Annotated in this window: 26 protein-coding genes; 9 read left to right on the plus strand and 17 right to left on the minus strand. The window is 60.5% G+C overall.

Features of this window, described 5'->3' with window-relative positions; all coding sequences use genetic code 11:
- Positions 1 to 96 precede the first annotated feature (96 nt).
- Both ASE30_RS25860 and ASE30_RS25865 read left to right on the plus strand, forming a co-directional pair.
- Complete coding sequence (locus tag ASE30_RS25860; protein WP_057287141.1) at positions 97 to 336, plus strand: type II toxin-antitoxin system Phd/YefM family antitoxin; 240 nt, start codon at positions 97 to 99, stop codon at positions 334 to 336.
- Positions 333 to 728, plus strand: a complete 396-nt coding sequence (locus ASE30_RS25865; RefSeq protein ID WP_057287142.1) for a type II toxin-antitoxin system VapC family toxin — start codon at positions 333 to 335, stop codon at positions 726 to 728. The genes ASE30_RS25860 and ASE30_RS25865 overlap by 4 nt, the downstream gene beginning before the upstream one ends.
- An 816-nt stretch (positions 729 to 1,544) precedes the next feature.
- On the opposite strand, the gene ASE30_RS29110 is transcribed toward ASE30_RS25865, so the two are convergent.
- Entirely contained in the window at positions 1,545 to 2,072 is a 528-nt protein-coding gene (locus tag ASE30_RS29110) for a hypothetical protein (protein ID WP_156407773.1), read from the minus strand.
- A gap of 190 nt (positions 2,073 to 2,262) precedes the next feature.
- On the opposite strand from ASE30_RS29110, the gene ASE30_RS25875 reads away from it, so the two are divergent.
- The gene (locus tag ASE30_RS25875; RefSeq protein ID WP_057287144.1) at positions 2,263 to 2,928 is read left to right on the plus strand and encodes an imm11 family protein; all 666 of its coding nucleotides are present in this window, start codon (positions 2,263 to 2,265) and stop codon (positions 2,926 to 2,928) included.
- A gap of 280 nt (positions 2,929 to 3,208) precedes the next feature.
- Complete coding sequence (locus ASE30_RS25880; RefSeq protein WP_057287145.1) at positions 3,209 to 4,867, plus strand: hypothetical protein; 1,659 nt, start codon at positions 3,209 to 3,211, stop codon at positions 4,865 to 4,867.
- A 192-nt stretch (positions 4,868 to 5,059) separates the two neighbouring features.
- On the opposite strand, the gene ASE30_RS25885 is transcribed toward ASE30_RS25880, so the two are convergent.
- Together ASE30_RS25885 and ASE30_RS25890 are read right to left on the minus strand one after the other, a co-directional pair.
- Positions 5,060 to 6,220, minus strand: coding sequence for a nickel/cobalt efflux transporter (locus tag ASE30_RS25885; protein ID WP_057287146.1), 1,161 nt, complete (start codon positions 6,218 to 6,220; stop codon positions 5,060 to 5,062).
- 11 nt (positions 6,221 to 6,231) lie between these two features.
- The gene (locus ASE30_RS25890) at positions 6,232 to 6,510 is read right to left on the minus strand and encodes a metal-sensing transcriptional repressor (protein ID WP_057287147.1); all 279 of its coding nucleotides are present in this window, start codon (positions 6,508 to 6,510) and stop codon (positions 6,232 to 6,234) included.
- Positions 6,511 to 6,641: 131 nt separating this feature from the next.
- Between ASE30_RS25890 and ASE30_RS25895 the strand changes: the two genes are divergently transcribed.
- From ASE30_RS25895 to ASE30_RS25915, 5 genes are all read left to right on the plus strand, one after another.
- A complete protein-coding gene (locus tag ASE30_RS25895; protein ID WP_057287148.1) occupies positions 6,642 to 7,607 on the plus strand; it encodes a chromate resistance protein ChrB domain-containing protein in 966 nt (321 codons plus the stop codon).
- 26 nt (positions 7,608 to 7,633) lie between these two features.
- The gene (locus ASE30_RS25900) at positions 7,634 to 8,833 is read left to right on the plus strand and encodes a chromate transporter (RefSeq protein WP_057287149.1); all 1,200 of its coding nucleotides are present in this window, start codon (positions 7,634 to 7,636) and stop codon (positions 8,831 to 8,833) included.
- A gap of 22 nt (positions 8,834 to 8,855) precedes the next feature.
- A complete protein-coding gene (locus tag ASE30_RS25905; RefSeq protein ID WP_057287150.1) occupies positions 8,856 to 9,320 on the plus strand; it encodes a chromate resistance protein ChrB domain-containing protein in 465 nt (154 codons plus the stop codon).
- Between the two features lie 43 nt (positions 9,321 to 9,363).
- The gene (locus tag ASE30_RS25910; RefSeq protein WP_057287151.1) at positions 9,364 to 9,696 is read left to right on the plus strand and encodes a rhodanese-like domain-containing protein; all 333 of its coding nucleotides are present in this window, start codon (positions 9,364 to 9,366) and stop codon (positions 9,694 to 9,696) included.
- A 685-nt stretch (positions 9,697 to 10,381) separates the two neighbouring features.
- Positions 10,382 to 11,806, plus strand: a complete 1,425-nt coding sequence (locus ASE30_RS25915) for a DUF1254 domain-containing protein (RefSeq protein WP_056569875.1) — start codon at positions 10,382 to 10,384, stop codon at positions 11,804 to 11,806.
- A gap of 311 nt (positions 11,807 to 12,117) precedes the next feature.
- On the opposite strand, the gene mobF is transcribed toward ASE30_RS25915, so the two are convergent.
- The 14 genes from mobF to ASE30_RS25980 all read right to left on the minus strand — a co-directional run bounded on the left by mobF (position 12,118) and on the right by ASE30_RS25980 (position 26,111).
- Entirely contained in the window at positions 12,118 to 14,961 is a 2,844-nt protein-coding gene (mobF, locus tag ASE30_RS25920; RefSeq protein ID WP_057287152.1) for a MobF family relaxase, read from the minus strand.
- Between the two features lie 54 nt (positions 14,962 to 15,015).
- Positions 15,016 to 16,644, minus strand: a complete 1,629-nt coding sequence (locus ASE30_RS25925; RefSeq protein WP_082601743.1) for a type IV secretion system DNA-binding domain-containing protein — start codon at positions 16,642 to 16,644, stop codon at positions 15,016 to 15,018.
- Between the two features lie 62 nt (positions 16,645 to 16,706).
- Entirely contained in the window at positions 16,707 to 17,114 is a 408-nt protein-coding gene (locus tag ASE30_RS25930; protein WP_156407774.1) for a hypothetical protein, read from the minus strand.
- Between the two features lie 8 nt (positions 17,115 to 17,122).
- Positions 17,123 to 17,830, minus strand: coding sequence for a StbB family protein (stbB, locus tag ASE30_RS25935; RefSeq protein WP_057287155.1), 708 nt, complete (start codon positions 17,828 to 17,830; stop codon positions 17,123 to 17,125).
- A 10-nt stretch (positions 17,831 to 17,840) separates the two neighbouring features.
- The gene (locus ASE30_RS29115) at positions 17,841 to 18,269 is read right to left on the minus strand and encodes a hypothetical protein (RefSeq protein ID WP_156407775.1); all 429 of its coding nucleotides are present in this window, start codon (positions 18,267 to 18,269) and stop codon (positions 17,841 to 17,843) included.
- Positions 18,270 to 18,312: 43 nt separating this feature from the next.
- Positions 18,313 to 19,188, minus strand: coding sequence for a hypothetical protein (locus ASE30_RS25940; protein WP_057287156.1), 876 nt, complete (start codon positions 19,186 to 19,188; stop codon positions 18,313 to 18,315).
- 735 nt (positions 19,189 to 19,923) lie between these two features.
- A complete protein-coding gene (locus ASE30_RS25945; protein ID WP_156407776.1) occupies positions 19,924 to 20,913 on the minus strand; it encodes a helix-turn-helix domain-containing protein in 990 nt (329 codons plus the stop codon).
- Positions 20,914 to 20,977: 64 nt separating this feature from the next.
- Positions 20,978 to 21,247, minus strand: coding sequence for a hypothetical protein (locus ASE30_RS25950; protein WP_057287158.1), 270 nt, complete (start codon positions 21,245 to 21,247; stop codon positions 20,978 to 20,980).
- Between the two features lie 221 nt (positions 21,248 to 21,468).
- Positions 21,469 to 21,702: a hypothetical protein gene (locus ASE30_RS25955; protein ID WP_057287159.1), complete on the minus strand. Its 234-nt coding sequence runs from the start codon at positions 21,700 to 21,702 to the stop codon at positions 21,469 to 21,471.
- Positions 21,699 to 22,718 (minus strand): P-type DNA transfer ATPase VirB11, encoded by a 1,020-nt coding sequence (gene virB11 / locus ASE30_RS25960; RefSeq protein ID WP_057287160.1) that lies wholly within the window; start codon positions 22,716 to 22,718, stop codon positions 21,699 to 21,701. The genes ASE30_RS25955 and virB11 overlap by 4 nt, the downstream gene beginning before the upstream one ends.
- A gap of 117 nt (positions 22,719 to 22,835) precedes the next feature.
- Positions 22,836 to 24,011, minus strand: a complete 1,176-nt coding sequence (gene virB10, locus ASE30_RS25965; protein WP_057287161.1) for a type IV secretion system protein VirB10 — start codon at positions 24,009 to 24,011, stop codon at positions 22,836 to 22,838.
- Complete coding sequence (locus ASE30_RS25970; RefSeq protein WP_235515355.1) at positions 24,008 to 24,826, minus strand: TrbG/VirB9 family P-type conjugative transfer protein; 819 nt, start codon at positions 24,824 to 24,826, stop codon at positions 24,008 to 24,010. Before ASE30_RS25970 ends, virB10 begins: the two co-directional genes overlap by 4 nt.
- Positions 24,823 to 25,410 carry a hypothetical protein gene (locus ASE30_RS25975; protein ID WP_057287162.1) on the minus strand — a complete coding sequence of 196 codons (588 nt, stop codon included), beginning with the start codon at positions 25,408 to 25,410 and terminating at the stop codon, positions 24,823 to 24,825. Before ASE30_RS25975 ends, ASE30_RS25970 begins: the two co-directional genes overlap by 4 nt.
- A gap of 5 nt (positions 25,411 to 25,415) precedes the next feature.
- A complete protein-coding gene (locus ASE30_RS25980; protein WP_057287163.1) occupies positions 25,416 to 26,111 on the minus strand; it encodes a virB8 family protein in 696 nt (231 codons plus the stop codon).
- Positions 26,112 to 26,515: the final 404 nt, after the last annotated feature.

The raw sequence follows: 26,515 nt of genomic DNA on the forward strand, positions 1-26,515 counted from the left end.
CGCCGGGCGGGTACAACGCAAGCAGCGAAAATGACTATTCAAGCTAGTCATTTGCTGTTAAAATGACCATATGCAATGACCATTTTAGGGGGCACCATGCACAGCCAGCAAGTTTCCAAGACCGAGTTCAAAGCGCGTGCGCTTGAGCTTTTTCGGCAAGTCGAAGCGACCGGGGAGTCCATTGTCGTGACCGACCACGGTAAGCCCGCACTTGAAATCCGCCCCTATCGGGCAGTGGCCAAGCGCAATCCGTTGGATGTGCTGCGCGGCTCCGTCCTGCGGTTTGACGATCCCTTGTCGCCGGTCGGCGAAGATGAGTGGGAGGCCGCGCAATGATCGTGCTGGACACCCATGCGCTGGTGTGGTGGGCGGCTGGGGATGCGCAGTTGAGCCGTGCCGCACGCGAGGCCATTGAGGCTGAGGGGCAGGATGGACAAATTATGGTTTCGGCCATTAGCGCGTGGGAGGTGGCGATGTTGGCCAAGGCCGGACGTCTGGCTTTGACCATGGATGCAGAGGCGTGGCTGGATACGGTTGCCCAAGTTCCTGCAATTCGGTTCGTTCCAGTGGATGTGCGCATTTCTGTTCAGTCCGTGGACCTGCCCGGGGAATTCCACAAGGACCCGGCTGACCGCATCATCGTGGCCACGGCGCGGCATCATTCGGTGCCTCTGGTATCTGCTGACTTGAAGATTCGCGATTACCCCCACGTTCAGACCATCTGGTGATGTAAACCATCTCCCAAAGCAAAAGGGCCGCCCTAGGGGCGGCCCTTTGCTTTGGGTGCACGGCGTCTTGGGTCGGGGCGTCCAGTCCCACCGGCTGCGCCGGCGGGGCCGTCCTTCGGACTTCGTGAGCGTCCCCCGGACGCTCACAGGTGCCCTTAAGGCCCCCGCCGCCAGGGCGGCGGCGGTTCCCTTAAAGCCACCACACACTACGCACCCTCCGGGTGCGGTCATCTCTTTGATTTTTTTGGGTTTTCCTTGCGCAGAGTTGTTTTCTTTTGTCCGACAACAAACCGCGCTAAAGCGCCAGAGGCCACGCGGGCAGCGGGTTTGCCCGGAATGCAGCCGTATACATTCCGCCGATTCCTGACATTCGCGTCGTCGGGCGCTGGGTGATGAGACAACTATGAGACATGTGTGAGACACGTATGAGACAACTATGGGACATGTGTGAGACATCAATTAGACACACATGAGACCACAGTGGGACAACAGTGAGACAAAGTACGCCCCAGGCGACAATCTCAGCATGAAATCGACTTGTGCCGCGCCATTTCTTGCGCATGACCGTGCTTCAGTGTCAGGGCCGCTGCCGGTCGGCCGATTGTCCGAACCTAGTCGCACCAGGAAACGTGACATTTCGGGCAGGCGGTCATGCCTGTGGCGTCGGATCTGTCCTACGGGCAGTTTTCGACTAGGAACCGCGAGCTGCCCTTGTCGACTGGCCGATGACGACCCAGAACAGTCTTTCGACAAAGCGGAAAGCGGTCACTCCTCGGGCGCATCGCCCCCATCGCTCAGAAGGCCCCGAGCGTCGTATCAGCCTCGTTTTGCCGGCACGCTGAAGTTGCCAGAGGGGCAGATCTGGTTCGTTTGCGCAACAGAAACTGTGATTTTTGGCTCATCCACAGAGGCGACGTCAACAATATGATTTAGACAAAGGGCGGCCCAATGCCTGTATGGGCCGGGATGTTCGGCACAAGCCCACGAAGCTCGATTGAGATATTCCAGGTAGGTCGACGACTGATATTCAACGAAGAGACGACCGATGCCAATGGAAGTCTTCGGCTCCGGCAACGCGAAGCTTTCATTAAGAACGGAATAGCCGACGTAGCTATGCCACGTGATGTCAAAGATACGGCAACCGATGCAATGCTCGATCGATTTCGCCTGAGCGAGAATCGCCTTCACGGGTTCAAGTGGTTCTGCATCAAGGATCGCCGTCGGTACCGAACCGCCATCCGTAGCCTCAAGCACCCGCATTGCCAGCTGATTTTCCGCCGGTTCAAACAGCTTATCGAGATAGAGGTATTTGCAGTCGGCAAAAATATCGGTCAAGTGTGGCATCGGTAGTCGTTCCAACTAGCATTGGTCGAGGTGATTTTCGTCGATCTTTGGCGACACGTCGAACCACCGCTTCTGGCCGGAAGCGGCCAAGTGAATCAAGTATCACAGGCACCATTTCGACGGAACTTGTGGCTGCGCTAAAGCCCCGTTAGCATCGGCTCACCTGCATTCCCGTTCTGCGCCCACATCCATGATAGAAGCCACCGTGACCGAACCCACCGCCATTGAAGTTTCAGGCGAAGCCGCATCTCATAAGGGCAAATTTTTCCTGATCGACGCCAGCTTCTTGGGAAACGGCAGGGTTCCCGGTATAGAAATCGCCAATGAACAGAAGCTGATCGATCCGGGGATGAATGTCGTCTCGCGTCCTAATGGAATGCCAGATCAGTATCCGAAGCGTCCGCACCTGGTTCATGTACCGGAGAAGGGCGGAATGCCACGCGATCTGGAAGAGCTCGCTGGCATATGGATTGTGTCGGAGCCGTTGAAGCAACTGTTTGAGCAATTGGACGCCGAGGCGTTTGCATTTGTGGCATGCGACTTCAGCCTTGCTGACGGCAGCCCCGCCCCTCAATACTACCTAGGCAATGTGCTGCGCACACTCGATGCCCTGGATGAAGCCGCTTCTCGCGTGAGGATCAAGCTCAGCCACAATTATCAGACCGGCGAGGACGATAAGCTTTATAGCCTCGTTGGCGGAGCCAGCTTGGTGTTCAAACAGGATGTTGTGGGAGATGCCCATATCTTCCGCCAGGATCGCATGGGAGCACCTCTTATCTGCGACCGCGCGATGTTTGATGCATTGAGTGCGGCCAACTTCTCCGGCGTACGGCTGCGCGATGTAGCCGATATTTAGAGCTGACACGGGAGGGGAGGGTTATGGCCGCTGCGGGACCCTAAGTGGCCACGCTGGGATGTCGGTGCGGTGACACGAATGCTCGCTTTTGGCCGGGAACCGTTCTTGTCGAACGGCCGAGGACGACCCTGAGCGGACGTAGCCCGAGCTCGCACGGGTGCTACCCAACGGACGACAAATTTCGTGCTGTGCGTCAACCGGGGGCCGCTCGTGCAACGCAAAATCTTACAGCCTCGTCATTTTGGTATCCTGCGCCTGACAACAAGAGCCCGGAGGCAGGATGAGCGTACAGATTACCAAGGCCGTTCTGAAAAATTTTCTGGGTGATGCGGAAACGGACGTCCTAGCGTTGACGGGAGCTTGGGGAACCGGAAAGACTTACGCGTGGCGCGAAGCGCTGTTGACGCACAGGGACAATATCAAGTTCAAACACTACTGCTATGTCAGTCTGTTCGGTATCAACAGTATGGCCGAGTTGCGAATGTCGTTGTTTACCAAGTCGGTCGCGGTGTCGACTCTCGGCCAGAAGCTCGATTTCTCGATGATCAATGAGCACGGGAGCTCGATGATAAAGGACTGGCTAAAAGTGCAGTATGCGCGATTTAGCCCGATGCTGAGGAGCCTGCCCCATGGAAGCAGCATCTCGCTGGGTCTGGAAGCCCTAATGCCCAGCGCAGTGCGCGATACCCTGGTGTGCTTTGACGACTTCGAGCGCCAAACCGCAATAAAAGCGGAGGACGTACTGGGCCTGATCACGGAGCTGAAAGAGGAACGCGGTTGCAAGGTCGCCCTGATCTTCAACGCCGAAAAGCTAGGCGCAAAGGACGCATACCGCGCCTACCGCGAGAAAGCGATTGACTTTGAGGTCCTATACGCGCCTACGGTTCAAGAGGCTTTCGACCTCGTGTTTGATTCCGAATTCCCGAATCGCGAACTCGTATTGCGTAATGTTGTCGATCTTGGCATTACGAACGTGCGGATTCTACGCAAGCTACGCCAGCTGATCACGCGAATCACGTCGGCAATGGGGCAAATGCACTCGAACGTGGTAGAGGAGTCCATTGCTACCATCGTTCTGCTGTGTTGGTGCGAATACGCCCCTGACATGTCAAAGCCAAAGATTGAGGAGATCGAGAACTGGAACAAGTATTTAATGTCCTTCCTGAAGGAAGCCGATCAAGATCCTTTTACCTTAGCTTGGGTGCAGCGGCTGAAGGCTTACGGCTTCACGCACGTCGATGACCTCGATTTGGCAATTGCCCGTGTTGTCGAACGCGGCTACGTTGAAGGTACCGGGTTTGTCGACGTAGCGAAGAAGCGCGACGAAGACCAACGCAACGCCGAGATGTCTGTGCCATTCACAGCGGTTTGGCGTCGCTTCCATGACTCATTCTCTGACGATCAGGACGCATTCATCGCGGACCTTCACGAAGCCGCGCTCCACGCGATAGCCCACATCAGCAGTAGCGATCTCAACAGCACCGTCCGGTTGTTGAGAGAGCTATTGCGAGACGACTTCGCCGACGGTCTGATTGACAAGTTCGTTGAAGCGAACAGGGGAAAACCAAAGACTTTCGATCTGAAGGAGCATCCTTTTGGTGGCTCAATCAATGACACCAAGTTGCGCGCCACGTTCGAAGCTGTTCACTCTGGTCTCACGCAACTGCCCGGGTTAGAGGAGGCAGTCACCTTTATGGCCAAGAACAGTGGCTACAATCCCGAACACCTTCAAGCGATGAAGGCCGCATCTGTGGATGAGTACCAAGCCATGTTTTTGAAACAGCACCATGACGTCAAGTTGGCGAGCCTGATCAGTTGGTCGCTGCGGTGGGCAGACAGCGAACACAGTGAGATCACAGCCAAGGCTAAGGAGGCGCTCGAACGTATCAAAGCTACGAGCTTGCTAAACGCAATCCGAGTGAGCAGATACGGCGTCTAGTCGGCACCGGCCATATTCGGATCGCTCCGACTAAGCCACGCCGGTGTACGCGAGTTGAGGCCCTCGCCGGAGCTGATTTGTCACCTCCAAACCTGCCCAATGCCTACGACCGATTTTGGCCGGAAGCGGACCCATGCAGATGCCCGCTTCCGACCCAAAGCAGTCATTGAGCCTAGAGTCCTGGCTCTGACACTACCCGCGGATGCCATGCCATCCGTTCATCCCCACGTAAATGCCCACGGCGATAATCAGCAGGCTGGAGAGATATGGCGCCCGCTGGGCCACCACGCTAAACCACGGCGCGCGCTTGTTGACCTGGCGCACGCTGAGCGCCGCCACGGCTCCAACCGTCACCAGCGTGATGGCCAGCCCGATCGAGAAGCACAGCACTAGCACAGCGCCCAGCGTGAACTCCTTCAACTGGAGGCACAACAGGAGCACGGTAATCGCCGCCGGGCACGGAATCAGCCCGCCGGTCAGGCCGAACAAGGCGATCTGCCAGTTGGTCACGTTCCGATTGGTGAAACGTCGGCGAATGTCATTGGCATGGGCTAACTGGTGCGCATCCTGGTATCCCTCGCCCGCCACATCCAGCCCTCGCAGTTCTTCGTGAAGGTGGTCATGCTGGAACTCGTCCGGCTCCATGAAAGCGATATCAAAGCTGTGGGCGTGCCCGCCGTGGCCCAGGGCCAGGCGCGCCATGAACTCGTGCGGCTCGGGAATTTCCTCGAGCGACTCCAGATAGCCGTCCTTCTTCGCGAATCGGAATTCGTGGCGCGTCCCGTCGACCCTCTCGGTCGTCACGGAAACGTCCTGCGCCAGCCAGTTCCCGCCCCGCAGGCTGGTCAGCCTCCAGCGCGGCACAACACCGTCCTCGAACACCTCCAGCGCGACCAGGCCGTGCCCGGTATCGATCTCGCGCCGCTCCAGGCCGTGGGAATGGCCCTCATGCCCGTGGCTGTGGCCGTGATCGTGGCCATGGTGGTGATGGTCATGGCCCGCGCCATGCTGATCCCGCCAGGTTCGCCAGAACATCCATGCCGCGATCAGCACGATGACCACCCCGGACGCCAGCTGGAAATAGGGCTCCAGTTCCTCCGCGTCGCCCCCGCGCCAGAGATACATGCCGCCCAGGCCGATCCCCCACACGATCAAGGTATGCGAAATGGTCGCGGTGATGCCCAGCAGCACCGCCTGCCCCACCGAGCCCCGAATCGCGACGATGAACGCCGCCATCATCGTCTTGGAATGGCCGGGCTCCAGCCCGTGCAGCGCACCCAGCAGAATGGCGCTTGGAATAAACAGCCAGGCGTGCGACGCACCCTGGGCGATCAGGTCGGAAAACGACAACATGGATAGTGTTCTTAGAGGTACTTGGTGATTTCTTTGAACTCGTCGATCGCGCGCTGCCTGTCCTCGTCCAGCTCGCCCACCGCATCCTGAAGGCAGTGGTCGATATGGTCTTGAATGAGGATCTTCTTGGCCTGGGAAATGGCACGCTCAACCGCATGCAACTGCTGGGCCAGATCAAGGCAGGGGCGGTGTTCTTCCATCATCGACAGAATGCTGCGCAAATGTCCTTCCGCCCGCTTTAGACGTTTGGCCACGGCGTCGTGGTGATGGTGAGGGTCGGGCTTGTTCATGTGGCAATCATATCCCCCCCCGGGGGATATGACGCGAGAAACCATGCCGCCATTCGGGGAAACAAAAAAAGTCTGCTGTAGTGATATCTACATGATTGCAGAGATCGCAACGCTTTCTTATTCTGCTCCCCATGGACACCCCACTCGCATCCTCCTGGTTTCTGCTTATTGTCAGCCTGCCCACCGGCGGTGCCACGGCTCGCATGCGCATCTGGCGCAAGCTCAAGGTCCTGGGCTGCGCCGCCTTGCGCGACGGCGCCTATCTGCTGCCTGCGCACGCCGAGCAGGCATCCCAGCTGGCCGATCTGGCTGCCGAAACAACCGAGGAAGGCGGCCAGGCCTGGCTGCTGCGGGTCCAGCCCCAGGACAACGACGAGTCCGCCTCGTTCCAGGCCCTGTTCGACCGCTCGGCCGACTACGATGCCTGGCTGGTGGAACTGGCGCAGGCGCGCCAGACGCTAGCCGCTTTGAACGCGACGGAACTGAACCGCCTGTTGCGCCGTTACGATCGCAGCTACCAGGCATTGCGCCGGATCGATTTCTTCCCGGCTGAAACCTCGCTGCGCGCGCAAGCGCAGCAGCGCGATTTCGCCAGTGCCATCGAAGCCCTCCTGTCGCCCGGCGAGCCCCACGCAGCCCAGGGAGGCATCGCACGCCGTGATCCCATGCATCACCGGGGACGGCTCTGGGCGACCCGGCGCCATATCTGGGTGGACCGCGTTGCCTGCGCGTGGCTGATCCAGCGCTTCATTGACCCGTCCGCGCGCTTTCTATGGCTGGAGACCCCGGCGGAGTGCCCCGCCGATGCCCTGGGCTTCGATTTCGACGGCGCCACCTTCACGCACGTGGGCGACAGGGTGTCGTTCGAGGTCCTGCTCGCCAGCTTCGGCCTAGACGAGAATCGCGGCCTCGCGCGCCTCGGCGCAATGGTGCATGCGCTCGACGTAGGCGGCGCCGCTGCGCCGGAGGCGGCCGGTTTCGAGGCCATGCTGGCCGGCGCGCGCAAACGCCTGCCCGATGACGACGCATTGCTGGCCGAAGTCGGCACTGTGCTGGACTCCCTGTATGCCCACTTCTCCAGTGGGCGTAAGGCCTAATCTCTTTTCCGTTCAAGTGCGCAACCATGAACGCCACTCAAGAATCCGCCAGCGATAGCGCGGCGCCACTCCTCTCGCAACCAGCCTATACCCTCTGGCAGCTCGTTTGGTATTTCATCCGGCTGGGGACGCTGGGCTTCGGTGGCCCGGTTGCCCTGGCTGGCTATATGCATCGCGATCTGGTGGACAGGCGAAGCTGGATTACCGACGGCGACTATAAGGAAGGTTTGGCGCTCGCTCAACTCGCGCCTGGCCCTCTGGCCGCGCAGCTCGCTATCTACCTCGGTTATGTGCATTACCGTATCCTCGGCGCCACGCTCGTGGGAATGGCCTTCGTGCTGCCATCGTTCTTCATGGTCGTGGCCCTGGGATGGGCATACGTGCGTTTCGGCGGCCTGACCTGGATGCAAGCGGTGTTCTACGGCGTGAGTGCCGCCGTGATCGGCATCATTGCCATCAGCGGCTACAAGCTCACTACCAAGAGCGTGGGCAAGGACAAACTGTTGTGGGCCATTTATCTGGCGCTGGCCATCGTCACTGTCATCACCGAATCTGAAATCGCCTGGCTGTTTCTCGCGGCGGGTCTGCTTGTCTGGTTTTGGCGCGCGCCACCCAAGTGGCTGAAGTCCGGACATCTGTCGGCCGCCGCAGCGGTTTCGGTACCGGCCGGGGCTACGCTGAGCACGCTGGACTGGCCACTGCTCTGGCAGATCGGCGTGTTCTTCGCCAAGGCAGGGGCTTTCGTCTTCGGCTCAGGGCTGGCCATCGTGCCATTTTTATATGGCGGCGTGGTCACCGACTTCCAGTGGCTCAACGACAAGCAGTTCGTCGATGCTGTAGCGGTAGCCATGATCACGCCCGGACCCGTGGTCATCACCGTGGGCTTCATCGGCTACCTGGTCGCCGGATTTCCCGGGGCCTGTGTGGCGGCCTTGGCCACCTTTTTGCCTTGCTATCTGTTCACAATAATTCCAGCGCCGTACTTCAAGAAGTACGGAAAGCTGCCCAGTATTCTCGCATTCGTTGATGGCGTGACGGCCGCGGCGATCGGCGCCATCGTGGGCGCGGTCATCGTTATCGCCCGACGCACGATCGTCGATTTGCCGACATTGATGTTGGCAATAGCAGCAGTGCTGTTGCTGTTGCGATTCAAAAAACTGTCCGAGCCGATGATCGTTGCTGGCGCGGCGTTGATTGGCTTGGCGGTTTATCCACTGGTGCACTAAGTTCTTTTTCCAGGAGCCCATCATGCAATGGATCACTCGTGAACGGCCCAAGATCGACCGCATCGCCTGCCCGTGGCTAATCGCCCGTTTTATCGACGAAACGCCAGAGTTTCTCTACGTTCCGGCAGGCGACGTTCTACGCATTGCCAAGGAAACCGCCGCGATTCCCTACGACATCCCAGGCGTGGAACTATCGCATGTCGGAGAACTGTGCAGCTTCGACGCTTTTCTCGATAAGTACCGGTTGGCAGATAACCCGCCGTTGCAGCAAATGGCCGGAATCGTTCGCGGCGCCGACACTTCGCGCCTGGACCTGACCCCGCAGTCAGGCGGACTGTACGCACTGTCGCTGGGTTTGTCGCACCTTTACACCGACGACCACGTCATGCTCGGCCATGGCATGGTCATGTACGACGCCTTGTACGCATGGTGCCAGTCGTGCCAAGGAGAAACGCATCGATGGCCACCGGCGATGCCGACGACATAAGGCGCGATCCCAGAATGAGCAACAACATCTTTGGGAGACCCTCATGCAAAGCATATCTGTTCCCGAACTTGCACTCTGGCGTAATGCGGAGTTTCCCCATACGCTAATAGATGTGCGCCGCAAGCTCAGGCGCAACGAGGATGGCGTGGCGATTGCCAATGGCCAATGGCTCGATCCCGCCTTGTGGCTGGAATGGAAAGACACCATCCCAGCCACGCAACCCGTCATCATCTATTGCGCCCACGGTCATGAGCTAAGCCAGGGGCTGGCTGCGACCCTCCGTGCTATGGGCATCGACGCTAGGTATTTGCTCGGAGGGATAGAGGCCTGGCGCTCGACTGGGCAGAGTGTGGAATCAATCAAAGTTCACGACTAACCAGCCGGCATTCCATGACCATTATCCAAATCGGCATTGCTTAAGAGGTCTGGGGGATCCGTAACGACTGCTACTGGCCGATGGCAGTCGCTCGTCACCGCGTGTACAGGCGGGGACCTGTGGTTAAACCTGGAGCTATGCGACTCGGATTGCGACTACCGGCTTATGGGCTTAATCAATCGAGATAGTTGAGTGCGCGGGCCACTGCGCATAGATTTAGCTAGGCTTGTTCACTGCATGACCTATGGGGAGCGTGTCCCCCAAAAAGTTGGTGTGAGCGCGCATCAGAGGATCATCCCCGACCGCTCCGACCGTCTGCATCCAATCGACCAGCAAGGTTGCGGTTTAGGGTGTATGCCTAAGTTCACGGATAAGAATCGCAGTCAGCGATGCCGACTGTGGGGTGTTGGGCTGCTACTGCAGTAGGAACACCCTCGGGCGCATTTGCGGCGTCACGGTCGTGGAATGATTAGCGTTTTTCATAGTGCGCGGGAGGGCCTCTGCCTGCGGATTAGATGAATTCCGGATTTGTTAGCAGTCCCGCGACCTATCGCCTGGCAGGTCTGCAAATAAATACAGGAGCGCGATTGGTTATGAGGTAGGTACCCACCTCGACCCTTCATGTCGCCCGATGGGGGTTAGTTGTCGACTCACTTGTCCCATTCACTTTACGGAGTCAGGATTCATGAGAAAAACGCTACCGAAAGCTCTTGGCCTCGCGTTGCTGCTTATCGGTTCATCGGCAAGCCACCTCGCCTGCGGGGCGAACATCACTCCAGCGGAGACGAGGGCAATTGCGGAAGAAGGCTATATCTACGGCTTGCCTATCGTGATGAACTACGCGGTAATGTACGACTACGCTGTCGACAAAAGCTCCAGCCAGTACAAGGCGCCGTTCAATCGGATTCGCAGCTTGCACCATGTTGCGACGTACAAGGACACGGCGATCATCTCGCCAAACAGTGATACACCCTATTCCATGATGTTCATGGATCTGCGAACCGAGCCGATAGTGTTGTCGGTGCCTCGTGTGGAAAAACCTCGGTACTACTCGGTTCAGCTTATTGACGGCAGCACCTTCAATTTTGGCTACATTGGAAGCCGCTCGACGGGGGAGGACGCCGGCGATTACATGGTCGTCGGGCCGGATTGGAAGGGGGCGGCCCCATCGAGCGTAAGAAAGGTCTTTCGCTCCGGTACGCAACTTCCCTTTGCGGTCTTTCGCACCCAACTCTTCAACCCGGCAGATATGCCGAACGTTGTGGCTATCCAATCGGGCTACAAAGCCCAACCGCTTTCAGCGTATCTCAAGCAGCCTGCGCCTACCGCAGCGCCAGCAATCGACTTTCCGAAGATCGACAAAGAACTCGCAACGACTGACTTTTTCAAGTATCTGAATTTTGCTTTGCAGTTCGGCCCGGCTGCCCCGGACGAAGTGGCGATTCGTACGAAGCTTGCTCGTCTTGGAATCGGGACCGGCAAGAGTTTCAGCTTCGAGGATTTGCCTGCCGAGCATAGAAGCGCGGCTGCCGAGGGCATGCAGGCCGGGCACGCAAGGGTCGAAGATGCGATCAAGCGTCTCGGAACAAAGGTCAACGGCTGGAATATCGTCGGTGCGGGCGGCGACAGTGCCTTCTACCACGGCGATTGGCTGAAGCGGGCTGCGGTCGCGCAGGCGGGAATCTACGCCAACGACGCTGAAGAAGCCACATATCCCCTGACCACGACCTTGCCTGATGGCGAACCGCTAGACGGAAGCAAATACAACTACACCATCACCTTTCAGGCCGGACAGCTTCCGCCCGTCAACGCCTTCTGGTCTGTGACGATGTACGACGGCAAGACGCAGTTGCTGATCCAGAATTCGATTGATCGTTACCTCATCAACTCGACGATGATGTCCAGCATGAAGAAGAATACGGACGGCTCGCTGACGCTCTACCTCCAAAAGGCGTCTCCCGGCGCGGACAGAGAGAACAACTGGCTTCCCGCACCGAACGGTCTCATGTACCTGGTAATGCGCCTATATTGGCCGACTACAGAATCACCTTCCATCCTGCCGCCCGGCCAAGGAACTTGGCGCCCACCACAGGTCGTCAAGGTTATGTGACCCGGGACGATCAGTGGCGCTTTTGGCGATACCAAATTCCGCATGAAGCCTCGCAGCGCCCGCTCGCGAACCTCTGCTCAATCACCGCCTCCGAGGAACAACGGTCACCTGAACGTCAAAATTTCGTTGGGCCGGATGACTGTTCATGGCCGAAAGCGGGCGTCGATGACAACCAACTTCCGACCAACACGTCCGAGGGGTGTCTCCCGCCGGCCACCCCCAGGAGGGCCGCTCTGTCGGCGGTGATGATTAAGAAGGAAGGTTGCCCCGCGTGGTCGTCGTCAAGCACGCTGTTTCGAACGAACTGCACTCTATTTAGAGTGGAGTTCCATTGCGGCGGGAGCCTTGTTGGGCCTCCAGGGTCGGGCGGATTCCAATCCGATGTCCAGCGCGGCAGTCTTCTGCTCGAGCCGATCTACGACTCCGGTCAACTTGCTGGCGTCGTTCGTGTAGATCTCCGTCTGATGACGGGCGCGTGAAATTGCCACGTAATACACGTCCCGCTGCGTGGTACGGCTGAAGCTCTCCGCGTTGATGAGCGCGCGATCGCACGTTAGGCCTTGGGCGCTGTGGCTGGTCGTGGCATATGCGCGATCCAGGTGGAGGGGGCCATTTGCAACATCCAACGTGAGCCGCCGGCCCCCGGCACCGATGGTGATGGTCGTGGGGGTCACAGCTAGCACTTCAAATCGGCCACCGTTGACCAGGTCGAGCTTGGCGTTGTTGCGAGTTACGCGCACCCAGTCGCCTGCAGACAGCTCGGCCTGGACGGGCTCGTACACGGAAAGCTTGGCAGCGCGTTCAGGATTGAACTGCGTGCGCTCCCCGGTGATGACGTGTTCCACTACCAGATCATTCGGCCTATCCGGCGCCAGGCCGATGACGCGGTACATCTCGGCTTGGCGCAGGTTGCCCGCTTTGTAGTCTCGTTCCGGTTGCAGGATGTCGCCGGCAACGTAATACTTGGCGACCCGTCGCTCCGCCTGGGTGGTGTCGCGGCGCGTGAGCAGGTTGAAGTCGAAGCCTCGTCCGGCCAGACCGAGCGCTTGGTGCGTCGCCTCATTCAACGCATTCCGAGAATCATTAGTGCCGGTGACGATCAGCGTCTCGCGTCTGGCGTCCGAGTCGAGCGCCGCGTACTTGGTGGCGATGGCGAAATAGCGGGTGCCGTTGTCGTCAATGGTGTGGACCGCTTTCAGCTTTCGATCCAGAATGCCTAGCGAAGCGGAGGCCTGGCCGCTCGCCGCAAGTTCCACTGCGGCCTTCAGCACCGGCGACTTTTGGCGGATAATGTCACCCATGAGCGCGGTCTCCATGCCAGCCACCTGCAGCTGATGAAACGGCCGCCCCGCTTCAATCGCCTTGGTCTGTCCGGTGTCGCCGAGCATTACGACACGGGCTCCGTCCGCCTCGGCCATTTTCATCAGGCGCTCCATGATGCGGGCAGGTACGACACCGGCCTCATCGATGACGAGCACTGTCTTTGCGTCCAGTTGGAAGCGGTCCTTTTGCCGTGCTTCCAGCACGGACGCCACCGTACGTGCCTCCAAGCCCAACTCTCGAAGCGCTTCGATCTGCTTGCCATACGACGCCACCGCCTGGACACGATAGCCGGCCGCCTCAGCCGCTTCCTTGACCTGCGCCAACATGTGCGACTTGCCAGTGCCGGCCAAGCCCTGCACACCGACAAATCGATGTGCCGTGCTGAGTATCAGGCTGGCCGCCGCGAGCTGGCCAGGCTTGAGCCTTTTGCCCGCCAACGCAGTCTGCGCCACGCCTATCTGCAGGACCGGGGCGACCGCATCTCGGCCTTCGCGCTCAATCTGCAGAATGCGCTTTTCACGCTCGCGGGCGGATTGTGTAGTGTAGCGGGCACCGGTCAAGACATATTCACCGCGCGCGATGGCTTTGCGAATCTGCTCGTCGGCTCGCGTCTTGCTCATACCACGGCTGACCAGCGCGTCCACCATGGCAACCCGCGACATAGCAGCCCCATCGCGGTCTTTGGCGTGCCGATACTGCAGCTTACCTAGGATAAGGTGACCCTTGTCGAGGGATCGCTTGACCGCGGCTTTGAGATCAGCCAGGTCGACGCCAGTCCCCTGGGATCGCCGCAGCGCGGTCTTCAGCAGATCCTTGCCGTTCATGACGGACTCGCGCTCAGTATGGTGCTTGATCGCCCATTTCAGGCATTCGTCGGCAGTCAGGGCCCGCGCTTCGGGCGTACGCTCCACCGCTTTGTCGGCCGGAACCTTCGACGGACTGAACGAGATGCCGAGTTCTGTGGCCTGCCTTTCCCAGTCGCTTTGCAGTTCCTCGCGCGTGAGTTCCGGAGCCTTGTCTTGGCGCGTCCTGAGCGCGATGGTCTGCTTCAGTTTGGGGCTAGCAGTCAGTCGGGTTTGACCGACCGAAGCCAGTTCCGCGTCGATGTCTTGGGAGCGCTTCGAATAGGCTTCGATTTGCGCCCGGGAGACGTGAGCCAGCTCGAAGCTTTTGCCTTCGTACCGAATGGCGTGTCCGGCTCGCTCGAGCTCGGTGGCGAGTTCCGCTGAATAGACCGACTGCACCAGCGAAACCAGACGATAGATCTCGTCGTTGGATATGGCTGTCCAAGATCCATCAGCACGCTGGGTAATGTTCATGAGCAGCGCGTGGGTGTGAAGTTGGGGGTCCGAATAAGCGCCGTCTGTAGGACGCGCCGTCTCGTGGCGGAACTTGGCGATCGCAGCGTTTCCGGTCCGTTCCGTCGAGGTGACACGTTTTTCGGTGTGCCGCGCGCGCACCAACTCCTGCTCTATAAATTCCAAAGCCTTGGTGACGGCGGCATCATGTGCTGAGACGACGGAAGGATCCTTGCCGACCAGCGCTTGGATACTGACGCTTTTGGGCGGGGAGAAGGTCATGTCCACTGCAGCGCGTGCCTTCGCGTCGAGTCTCACCGACTGGGACAGGACCACATCGGATCCGAAGTCGCCACGCAACGCACGCAGAAACTCGTCCTGCTGGATGCTACCCGTGAGGCCAAGGGCCTCTGCAGCTTTCCCCTGCCACTGCGCCGCGGTGCCGTCGCGGCTGTAGTAGTCATCCTTCTGGTCTGCGTAGTAGTGCGACGCCTTGTTGGCGGCACTGCGGTGGATGGTCTTGAGCGAAATCATTGGATGTTCCATGCGAGCGGCCGCCGGCGCTGCCGGCGACCTGGTGTGATGCGCTTACGCTGCGAGCGTCGGATCCTCGGGTAGATCGACTTGCGACCAGGGTTGGGGCCCACCGGCGGACCCACTGGTCATGCTTTGAGCGCCGCTGCGCCTTGCTTCGACAAAGGGGGCATTGCGAATGGCGAAGGTTCTTGGCTGGAGTTCAAACTTCGAGATCGGCCGATTGCCGGCGAAGGCGACCCAGCCGGTAAGCTCAGGCAGCGTTTGCACCTGTGCGGCAGTAACGACGCGTTCGGTAGAGCGGACCATGCGTTCGCTGGTGTTGGGCGTCTTGCCGGGATTTCGGCTATCGGTGTATTCCGGCCGTGCGACCTCATGTTCGCCGAGCGACTTGGACATGACCTCTGCGGTTTCAAAATCGGTCTTGGAACCGCCCAGTACAACCAGCGAGCGGAAACTGGCCCGTAGTGTCTGGGACATCTTCTCTCCGAAGATGTCGTCCATTTGGGACACCGACTGCAGGCCGGCGAGGGCGCGGCCGCCGTTCTTGCGACCTTTCGTCAAGAAGTCCTCCAGGCTGGCCATCTTCTCCATCGAACCTAGCTCATCGATGACGAGCCACCACCGACGCGCCTGATCTTCTGGCAACGAAAGCAGAGCCGAGCAAAACACGTCAACGAAGGCGGAGATAAGCGGCTTCATCGCCTCCTTCATGTCTTCGCGCCAGGTGATGTACAGACTGCCGGATCCGCGTTCCATCCAGTCACGGATGCTGAACTTTCCGGCAGGCATCGTGACGTGTTCCGCGAGATACTTGGATAGGACGAAGCGTGCGCTGGTCAACGCCTTGTTGGCTTCTGACGAGCCGGCAAAGAGCGATTCGGCAAGAGTGCCCGAAAGGAAGGTCCGCAGATCCTTGTCCGAGGCAATGGTGGTCCAGCGAAATAGTTCTTCGATAGACGGTGTGCCCAACTCGTTGAGCTTGCGGGCAGCCTCACGAAGCAGGAGTCGGGCATAGCCGTTCCACTCTTCCGCATTAGCGTCTTTGCCCAGTGGAACAATGGACAGCGCCAACCGTTTCCAGTCGTACTCCGCGCGCACCTCATTGAAGAAGGACCAACCCTCGGTCCTCTGATCATATGGATTGAGCAGCACATCGCTTTCTCGGCCGAACTTGCCGTAAAGGTCGCCGTTCGGATCGACGACCACCATGCGATCGGCCCGTCTTAGCGCCGAGTAAACGAGATTGCGCAAGAGAACGGACTTACCGCTGCCGGTTGCGCCGTTCAGAAGGATATGGAGATTCTCGATGCCGGTCGGCATCGGAACGCCCGCCACGTCGATCTGCTGGCGGCCGTTCTCCGTGCAAAGCTTCTGTAGCTTCTTGAGAGGAACCGCCTCGGTACCGCGAATATGCTTCTTGTACCCGGCGCCGTCGAAGCCCTCTTTGGTCGAGTACTTCTTGAGCGTGAGCGAAAGCGCGAGCGCCAGGATGAAGGCGATGATGGGCGCGGCGATCAGGGAAGGGTAGTCCGGTGTGGAAACCACCCAGTGTGATAGCACCGACCAGGTGATGTGGGAGAAGGGCAGGTCGGATAGAACCTTGGCTGTAAGAAGCCAAGCGCAAAGCGGAAAGACCAGGAGGGCGAACTTGATGATTCGCCGGCGTATGTCGGGTGCCATGATAGTCCCTTCTGAATAGAAATTAGGCGCACGGGGCGCCATTGAGAGTGCGCCCGCAAGGGCTACCGATGAAGAGCGAGCGCCACAAGGGCGCCGCCGATGCCGCTGCCAATGAGTGCGCAAACCCCGCAAAGCACGCCGGCGCGCCACGCGGCAGCCGGCAACGCTCGGGTGGCGACGCGAGTCGCGACGCGGGCGTCTGAGGTCGACTTGGCCAGGGTGCGGCTGGCCTCAAGAAGCGAGCGGGCGGCCTGGCCGCCCGCATTGACCGCAGCCTCCATGCCTGCTTGGCGCACGGTGGAAGGCAGCGCTTGCATCGCCTGGGCGATTCCCTCCTGCCGTGAAGTGAGCTGCTCGATCAGGCCAACAAGTTGAGCGCTCTCCTGCAGCATGTCGCGGTACAGTAGCTCCATCCTGCTGCGGGGGATGACGGACGGAGTGCCCGGGCCTTCGGGCGGTGTGGCGGTCACGGTGCCTCCTACAGGAAGAGCGCGCCGAACGCCCTGTCCAACTGCCGGTCGACTGGACGCGCCAGCGACTGTAGGGCGTGCATGTCGCTGAGATGGCTGACGAGCCTCTCGTCGTCGCGGTCAGCCTGGCGCAGCTCCTGGCGGTAGTCTCGCGGGTCGGCGAGGATCTCCTTGATCGTGGTGCGCTTGTTGGCCAGTAGATCGAACACCTCGTTTTCGAAGATCGCCGCTTCAGGATTGGCGCGGCAATCGCCGGCCCTTCTTGCGTAGCCAAAGATGGCAGCGAACTCCTCTCGCACGTCGGAATCGACGCGATTGAAGAGCACGCGCACGCGGTCTGCCGGTACGCCCATCTCGGAGAGAGCCTGGATCGTCTTGATCGTCTCGCGTTGCGCTTTGCCCGAAGCGACCACGGGCAGGACGTAGTAGTCGATCTCGAGATGCGCCTGGTCATACTTCACCAACTCGGCCAGAAAGTCCTCGATGTTGGAGGCGCCGACGTCGACGATGGCAGCTTCTGCCATCAGCAGCTTGCGAAAGAGGCGGCCAAATTGCCCGCCCCGCATCTGTTCGACATCCAGCCCCAGATCGGCTGCGCTCTCGTTGGTCGACTCAACGGCGATGATTTCGGCATCCGGAATACGGGGTGCCAGCAGGTGACTGGTCGTGACGGTTTTTCCAACGGAGCCGGAGTAGTTGACGGTTGCGATTTTCATGCGAGGTTCCCTATTTTTTTCGGCCAATTTTGGCCAGTTCATCGAGGTCGATGGGATCTGATGTCTTGCGCAGCCGAACCAGGTCGGCTTTGCTTTGAATGCCGCCAGGAGCGCGGGTGTCCGGGATGCGCGATGGACAAGCCAGACTTGCCTCGGCGCTGGGCACGGAATGGCATTCGGGCACGTTCTCGTCAATCCCCACGGCGCCGGACCGCCTTCGCCATCGGTAGAGGGCTTTCCGAAGCGACAGAAGAGTCACGGGCAAATCTGCGTTGATCAGGGATTCAACGATCTTGGCGTGGGGGACTCCCTGCCTGACGAGTCGGTCAATCAACGGAAGTAGTGCGCGAAACCGCGCGCGCTGATCGGTGGCATTCAGCGCGTTTAGCTGCTGAACGATCTCGGCTTTGTTGGCCGGTGGGGCGTGATTCTGTTGCATGGAGGGACGTTCCCCAGGTTCGGTAAGTTGCGCGGATGCTGGGTTAGCGCTCGAGGGCGTCCAATTTCTCAGCGCCCGCCTTTTGCAAAGCGGTCGCTTCGATCGCAAGGATGTCGACCTGACGCAATAGGCCGACGTTTCCGCACGGGTAGCTGATTTCGACTTCCTTGCCCACGTATTGCTGGGGGTCGGAAATGGCCAGCGTGCCGATCCTGTGTTCAACTGCGATCTCATCACCAACAATCTGACACGCGATATCGCCATGGATCGAGACGATCTGTCCGCGATAGGTCGCGCCAATCTCCGCGGGCTGTACGGGAAGCGAGCCGTCCCAAAGGTCATCTGCGATGTCGAGCTTCAGATCCGCGGCCACGCCGTAATCCCGCAGGAGTTGCGCGGCTCGGTCGGCGGACATGACGGAATAGGACCACCCCTCGGCGTCGCGAGCATCGTCGACCACGTACTGCTTGACGAGCACCTCGCCCAACTGGTCGATCGCTAGCACGCTGATGCTGGATCGATAAGCCGGGTCATGTGGGCGCGGGTGCCACACCTCGGCGCGGGCCTGCACAGGCACGCTGTCCTGCAGCGCGGCGTGCCTCTCGAGATGCGGATAGTCGTAGAAGCGTTCCGCGTCGATGTCGCGGACGGATCTTCCGTCCCAGCGCTCGATTCTCTCCGCCGCGTCGCGTTCCAGTTCGTCTCGATGCGGATCGGCCGACACGTCGCGGGACTCGGTGGCCGGCCCGAGCGGGGGGGCATGGACGAATCGCTCGCCCGTGCTGAGAATCGAGATCTCGACCGGCTTGCGGTCGGCGTTGGCGGACAGGGCGCGCGGGTCGTTTGAAACGGCCGCGCGGTCGGGCAGGGCCGGGCGGAACAGCGCTTGGAAGTTGGATTTCCAATCGGAGATTTTCATGCGATGTCCTTGGGTGGGTGATGGTGCGAAACGGTTCAGGCCGTGCACTGTCGCGGGGTTAAGTTGGCGCGGGCGGTGGCGTCCCTCCTGCTGGAGAACCTTCGGTTGAAGGAGGGGGAGCCGCGCCCGTGAGCGGGCGTGGGGGAACCGTTTCGGTTCCCCGGGGGGTCGGAAGCGCGGACGCCGTCAGGCGGCCGGCCAGGGGGGCAGTAGCCCCCGCGCTTTTGGGGCCTGCCGATCCCCACCCGGCGGGAGGTCCGCCGGAAAGGGGCGGACCTTTTTTGGGACACCAGACACCGGCGCGGCCACGGAGGTCAGCAGCGGTGGCGCGGAATTGGAGGCGTTCGGCAGACAGGTCGTGGCGCTAAGGGCGGGGCGAGGCCAGCGGCCCGCCACGCCCCGGGGGGATGCCTTTCCCCCGCCTGGCGGCGCATTGCGCCGGCGGGGAGGGGGACTGAAGCTATGGGTTCAGGCCGGCGCCGCAGGCGTCGGGGCGGAGGGAGCGTAGCGACCGGAGGGTAGGCGGATCGGCGTTCGCGATGAGCCAGCGCCTCGCGCGCGACTCTCTCTAAAACCTATAAAACCTATATATACCTATTGAGTACCGTTTTCGGTACTGGCAAAAATCCGTTTTCGGTACCGGTGAAAAGATAAATTGGGACGGGCAAAAACACTTTTCGGGCTAGGCCCAAATTTGGGACTGGTCCCAATATGGGGCCACGCTGTGGACAACTGTTAATGGGATGGCACAAGCCCAGCGGCCTGGAACACGCGTGCCTTGAAATGCGGCGGCGGTTCGTTCGGGGCCTGTTCCACGCCCAGCTTCTTGCCCATGGATACGATGCCGGTCCAGCTGTTCTGCCACGCCGCGCCGGCGGCTTCGCCGGACACGCGCTCTCGGAAAACCCAAAGCCGCCACGACTCGAACCAATCGGGCGACGTTCCCAGCTCGCCGGGCCTGGATCTCATGTAGGCGCTGAATGTGGCGGCCATAGCGTCGACTTTCTCGTGCGTCCATAGCGGCCGCTGTTCCTGCGTCCAGCTTCGCCATCGCTCCGGCAGTGTCCAGGTCAACGGGAGCCTGGTGGCGCCGGCGCCAGCAGCGCGCGCTTCGGGCTGGCGCCTTCGGCCCTTCTTCCGGCCGCCCTTCGCCGCCTTGCCGGTGGCTGCCTGTGTCGCGGGAGCGGAGTTCCGAGAACCGTCATGGGTGGGGCTGGAGTCGCCTGCCGAGGTCATGCCGCCCGCTTTGGGCCCCCCCTCAGACATCCCGTCAATACCGGCTCCATCCTGATCGCCCGGCTGCCGTTGGTCCAACCGTGGCGGGTTGTCGACTGCCGGCGCGGCCGCGGGGGCATCGTCTCCTCCGTCCTGCAGAGCCAAATCTTGCTGCGCTGCCTGAGCCTCGCCGCCGGCGACAGCACCGGTGGCCGCTAGATCGATCAGCGGGACCGCATTCGGGCACAAGCGATAAATGATGCTGCTACGGTTGTCGCCTGCACGACGCCCGGTGTCTTGTATCGCGCCCAGCTCGCGAAGCCGGCCAAGCGCCTCGATCACCGTCTTGCGATTCAGATGCGTGACCTTGGCCAGGTAGTCGATCGACGCGAAAACGGTCCAATGCTCGGCATCGTACCGGACGAGCTGCGCCAGGTTCAGCAACACGAGCTTGGATGAGGATTTCTGGACGTCGGCCATTCTGGCCCATTTGGATGCTTCGACGCTCATGTTCGTCCCTTGCGTTGCTTCGAGGTTTTGCCGGGTAATGGATGTTGCGGGTACAGCTTGCCGATCACGAGTCAGCCTCCAGTGATTCAGCGATGGAACGGCGTGCGCGCAGGGGCAGGCCGTGTGCTTCGTAGAATTCGCGGCGGGCTATGAGCCACGCTTTGTAGGGCCAGGCACGGCGCTCACCCCAGGGGTAGGCGTCCTTGATGGCTTGGTGGGTTTGTTCGTCAGTGAGGCCTTCGGCGCGGCAGCGTTCGAAGATGCTTTGCATGATCTTGTAGGCCGTGCGCGTGCGTGCTTCCTGCGCGCCGCGTTGGCGGTTCGCTCGGGTCATGGAAGTCTCCGGGTGGAATTGGCGTCGGGACGTAGAAAATGGTCAACCGACGGCGGCGCAAGCCAGGATGGCCGGGTGCGCTAGGATTGCGGAAAGGGGAGGGTGGGACTAGGAACCGGCCGTGGAAAGCGCCTCTGACTGCGTCCTGGTGGTCAAATACACCGCAAGCTGGATACGCCGCCTGCGAAGCGGAACCCACGAGTCCAACGCCAGAATCGGATTTACATTCGCTCTTGTCGTTCGATCGCGTGAATTGCGTCCATCAAGCCATCCACAAGCTGGCGCATGTCGGCAGAGGTAAGTGAGGCGGACGCAGTCGGCGCGCCAGGCATGCCACAGCCACCCATGGATAGAACTGCGGTTTTGCCCTGGCCGAACTCGTGCTGGAGCCGCAAAACACCCAGCACGCCTATCGGTGCTCTGAACGGAATTTCGACGTCTGTGCGTTTGTTCATAGCACGCGCCCAGGATTGAAATACACCTGCGTGAGCTTGTAGTCAGCGAAGTACAGCGAAATGTCCAGCGTGGAGAACAGGTAGCGCCGAATGGTGTCGAGATCCATCTGATTTCCGGCTGCGGACTGCTTGACCAGCAGTGCGACGCGTTCGAATGTGTCGCGGGCACTGTTGGCGTGCGTGGTCGTGACAGATCCTGGATGGCCGGTATTGAGCGCGTTCAGATAGTCCCAGGCCTCCGGGCCACGCAGCTCGGACAGGAAGATCCGATCGGGTGAGCTGCGCATCGCCGCCTCGATGCACTCTGTCGCCGAAACCCTGCCGGCGCCTTTGCCGTACATCATGTGCACCCGGTTGGGATGGTCGGGCAGAAAGAGCTCATGCACGTCTTCGACTGTGAGGAGACGCTCGGAGGTGGGGACGCAATCGATCAGGCTGCGTGCGAACGTCGTCTTTCCTGAGCCGGTCTTGCCCGCGACAATGATGTTGCGGCATTGAAGCACTGCCCGCCGAAGAAACTGCAGGATGTCTGCTTCCTTTTTGAGGTCGAGCAGTTCCCTGTCACGGTCGGTCAGAATATCGGAACGATCTGTGGGGCCGCTCACATCATCCCAGTTGGCGAATGCTCCCTCGGCGGCCAACTCATCCAGGGTCATCACGACACTGTTGTGCTTGCGAATGTTGATCGATATCGTGCCGTCGATCACTGCAGGCGGCTGGGCAATCTGAGCGCGCTCGCCATCCGGCAGAAGCAGCGACATGATCGGCGTGAAGTTGACGTTGTTGTAGCTGGCCATGGCGTTCACCAGCGCTTCCAGAAAGCTGAGCGTCAGCTTCGGATCGTGGCGTTCGTGCCATCGCCCATGGGATCGGATGAGGATCACGCCAGGCCGGGTAATAGTGATCTCACGGACTGCGTCATCCGCCATGTAGCTAGCGACGGGGCGCATCATCTGGCGCAATGCGGTATCGCGGCCGCCCGAGTCGACGGGCGAGACGCTCGAGGAATCTTTCATGGGATGCCTGTTCAAACGGGGCAGGCCCGCCGAGACACTTGCACGGACGGGCCTGGCATTAAGTTGAGTGGAAAGCTCTGCCCGGCTGAACTAAGGTCGTGGATACATTCCACGCCCCTAGCGCGCGACGGACCGGAGCGTGTAGACCGAACTGAAATCCAGATCCCGAGCGACATAGATTCCTAGCCGGCCGCCCTGGTTGCGATAGAGCGTCGGCGGGATGTTGATGGTGTTGTCCAGCACCGTGGTGACAGCGCTCGTGGCGGCTTCGCCAGTGGTGTTGAACTGCACTTGGCCGTTGTCGCTGCTGCCACGCGAGGTCGCCCAGGTCCCCAGATCACTTATTAAGCTGACCATGATCGCGCCGCCGAACCGCTCGGCGAAATGCGTGTCGATGAAGCCGTCAAGCCCAGCTTCGCCCAGGGGGCCGGTCCCGGGAGAGTCCAAATGGATAACGACGCCCTTGGGTGTCTCCAGCCGGGACCAGACGACGCCGACACGCGGCTGGCCTTGGGCCAGAACCCCTTGCTGATAGCCGATGAATCGCGTCCCCTTGTCGATCAGCACCACGCGGCCGCTCGTCGAGCGGATATCGTGCGGCGCGTAGCAGGCGAGCATGCCGGCCTGCGCAGTGACGAGTTTAGTTTCCTGGATGCAATCGATCATTGAGCCCTGGGTGATCAGCATGTCCCGGTTGCCAATCAGGCCAGCGCGCGAAGCAGAGAGCTTCATGGGTGTGAGCTTGCCGGCCATTGGCCCACTATCTGCCTCGCGAGCCTCCGGATGGGACGACCCTTTCTGGTCGGAAGACTTGCCGCCGTCTTCCTTGGATCCTCTCAGGCCGCTCGTCAAGCGCCGCTGCATGATGGGGTCGACCACCACCGCATCGGTCAGATTGGACAAGGCCCCTTTCTGTTCAGGTAGGGGGGCCGCTCCAGGCACGGTCGGCGCCGCGAGAGCCGGCTCTGGCGGCGCCGGTGGCGGTGGTGGCGGTGGTGGCGGATCGGGCCTGAGCTTCAGACCGGGAAGCACATTTTCGATCTTGTCTTGCATCGCGGGTGCGGCTTCTTGGGCGGCGGGCGTATTGAACGCCCGCCATCCCATCGTGCCGATCACCATCAGCGCCATCAGGGTCAGGAGCCACATGAAGGCTTTTGCGCCCTGTTGCATGGGCTTGGCTGTGCCCGACAGGTCGGGGCGACCGCGGCCTTGTATCTCCGCCTGGTGCTCGTCGATTTCGGCCACGGCGTCAATGGTTTGACCGGGTTTTTTTCGCCTCTTGAAGAGTCTCATGGCGCAGTTTCCTCACGAATGACACGCTCAACTTGTGGCGAGACGGTGCCGGTGGCCAGGCTACGTGCAACGGGCGGCCCGTCGTTGTGAACGGCCAAGACCTGGTTGCCCACGCGCAAGTGCCAGCGTTTGGCGACCCGATGGAGCACCACGGTCTGCTCGTCCTCCATATGGCGGTTGACGATCACTTCCTGGCCGTCCGCGTCCACGACATAGATCGCAGGCAGATCCTGGCCAGGAGCAAACCGAAGCCATGTCTGCGCGCCGTCATCCCAGGCGGCCGTCGGCGCCAGGCTGGTGTCACCGCTCATTGAATACGCCTGCCAGTTAATCGCGACGTCGGCGGTGGCCAGGCTGCGCTGAACGCGGTCGCGCTCCTCCTGGGCAGCGGACTTTTCCTGCTCCAGTTCGGGATAGCGCAGCACCACGCGAAACACACCGCCGGTCTTGCGAGCTTTTTCATACTTCAACAGGAACGAGTAGTTGCGCTTGGTGGTGATGTAGAGAAGGTTCGTATCAGCTTGCTCGACGATGGGCTTGAGCAATAGATGCTTGCCCACCTGCTGGAAGTCGTATGCGGCCGAATCGCCAAAGGCGTGGGTTACATAGTCCTCGTCGTCGTTGAGCTGGATCTGAGTCGCGACACCAAGGGTGGTGTCCACCTGAATGACGTCAGCGGCGTCATAGTCCGTCCAGCGGATGCGCTGATCCTTGGGCGAAGCTGCAGGTCGGTCAAGCGACCAGGCGGGCGCTGCGGCCGCGCAAAGCGCGACCGATAGCACCACCATGGCCAAAGGCCTGAAGCGGATGTTCATCGGGCGTGTCCCATCTCGAGGTTGCTTTCACGTTGACGCGACTGCTGGTGCGAATGTTGATGGTCCATTCCCATCTCCGCCTGCTTGTCGTGGTCTGCGTCGCGCACCAGGCCCACGCCGCCCACCGCCTTGAAGGGGTAGCTGATGGCGAGCGCATCTTCCTTGCCGGTCATCTCGAAGGACCGGTTCAGCGTGTTACGTGCGTGGACGATGAGGTCTCCCGTATCGTTATCACGCTGGATCAGGCAGTTGGGAGTCGTCCCAACGATCGGCCCCTTGTACTCGCGCCCGTCTTCCGGCTGGCGGATCTGCCGGTCTTGCTCGCCGTACAACTCCACCGGCCGGCGCGCTTCGCGGATCCGCTCCTCGAAGTGCTTGCCGATACGGTCGGCGGCCATCACAGCCGTGGGCAAACGCAGGTTCGCATCCTTGTGGAGATGGTCCTTGCACAGGCGTGCGGCGCCGTAAAGGTCGCTCTTGGCGTACCGCTCGATATCGCGCAGTAGCGCGGTGCGTTGCGCATTGTCCATGCGGCCCACTTCTTCGAGGCGACGGGCGAGTTCGTTGATTTGTGCTTTTTGCATGACGATTACCTCAGCGTTTCGACGGCGGTCGAGTAGGAGATGACTTGGAAGCCCAGCGGGTTGTCACGAATCACGCTTTCTGACATCGGCGTGTTGATGAACCGGTAGGCGAGGGTGGCGATGAACTGCTCGGTATTGGGTGAGCGCTGGGGACCGATCTCGCTTCGCGTGAACCGGACCGTGGCGGTTTGGTTGGGGCCCGGAGTAATCGATCGGACGTGGACGGCCAGGCGGGTGTGCTCGCCATACTTCTTGTCCAGAGCTTCACGGCCAGTCCTGGGATCGTCTTCAAACTTGGTGTGGTACTGCTGCTGCACGTCCGGCGAACTGAACAGCCCGCATCGGTCGTACATGTTCTGCAGGGTGCGCCAGTCGTAGCCTTCGCAGGACAACACGTACTGCGTAACGAAGTAGCGGGCGAGCCGAGGTCCATAGTCCTCTTGCGCGTCGCCGAGCTGGGACACGTTCTCGACCTCACCGGTAGCATCGTTGACCCGCACGACGTACGGAGGCTGAGGGGTGTAGCTCATCATCAGTGCGGTCAGCGCGCCGACCGCCAGAAACGCCAGCAAGATAGCGGCTGTCGTGACGCGCCATGCTTTCGATCGGGACGACAGGATTTCCGTCAGAAGATCCCGGTCTAGGCTGCGGTTTCGGTCCAGTTCTTGCTGAAGCGAAAGCTTCGGGTCTTCAAAGGACATGTTGGTCCTCCGATGACCAGCCGAGAAAAAGGGGCCGCACGTTTTGTACGGGCGCAAGTGGACGAGCCGCGGCGAGCGCGGCCGATATGGCGTGCTTCATGGATTCTCCGAAGAGATGAGGGGATTTAAATCAGAGACGGCTGCCTAACGCGCAGCGCAAATAGAAAGGCACAGCGATTGCTGTGCCTTGGGGAAACCAGGGATCCGCCGGGCGGAACGACCTGTGGGTGACGACGCTATTGCCGCATATTGCGGGTCATGGCTTCAGAAGATCGTCTACCCTGTTCGAGGAGATGCTCTTTACGCCAGTCCCATTCGCTCTTCGAACTCGGAGTTGACATCCCAAGTAGGAATAATTGAGATGGCCACTTGAAGCACAGATACCAGAGCGGACGGAGGATCCA

Source organism: Achromobacter sp. Root83 (assembly GCF_001428845.1).
Classification (GTDB): Bacteria; Pseudomonadota; Gammaproteobacteria; order Burkholderiales; family Burkholderiaceae_B; genus Achromobacter.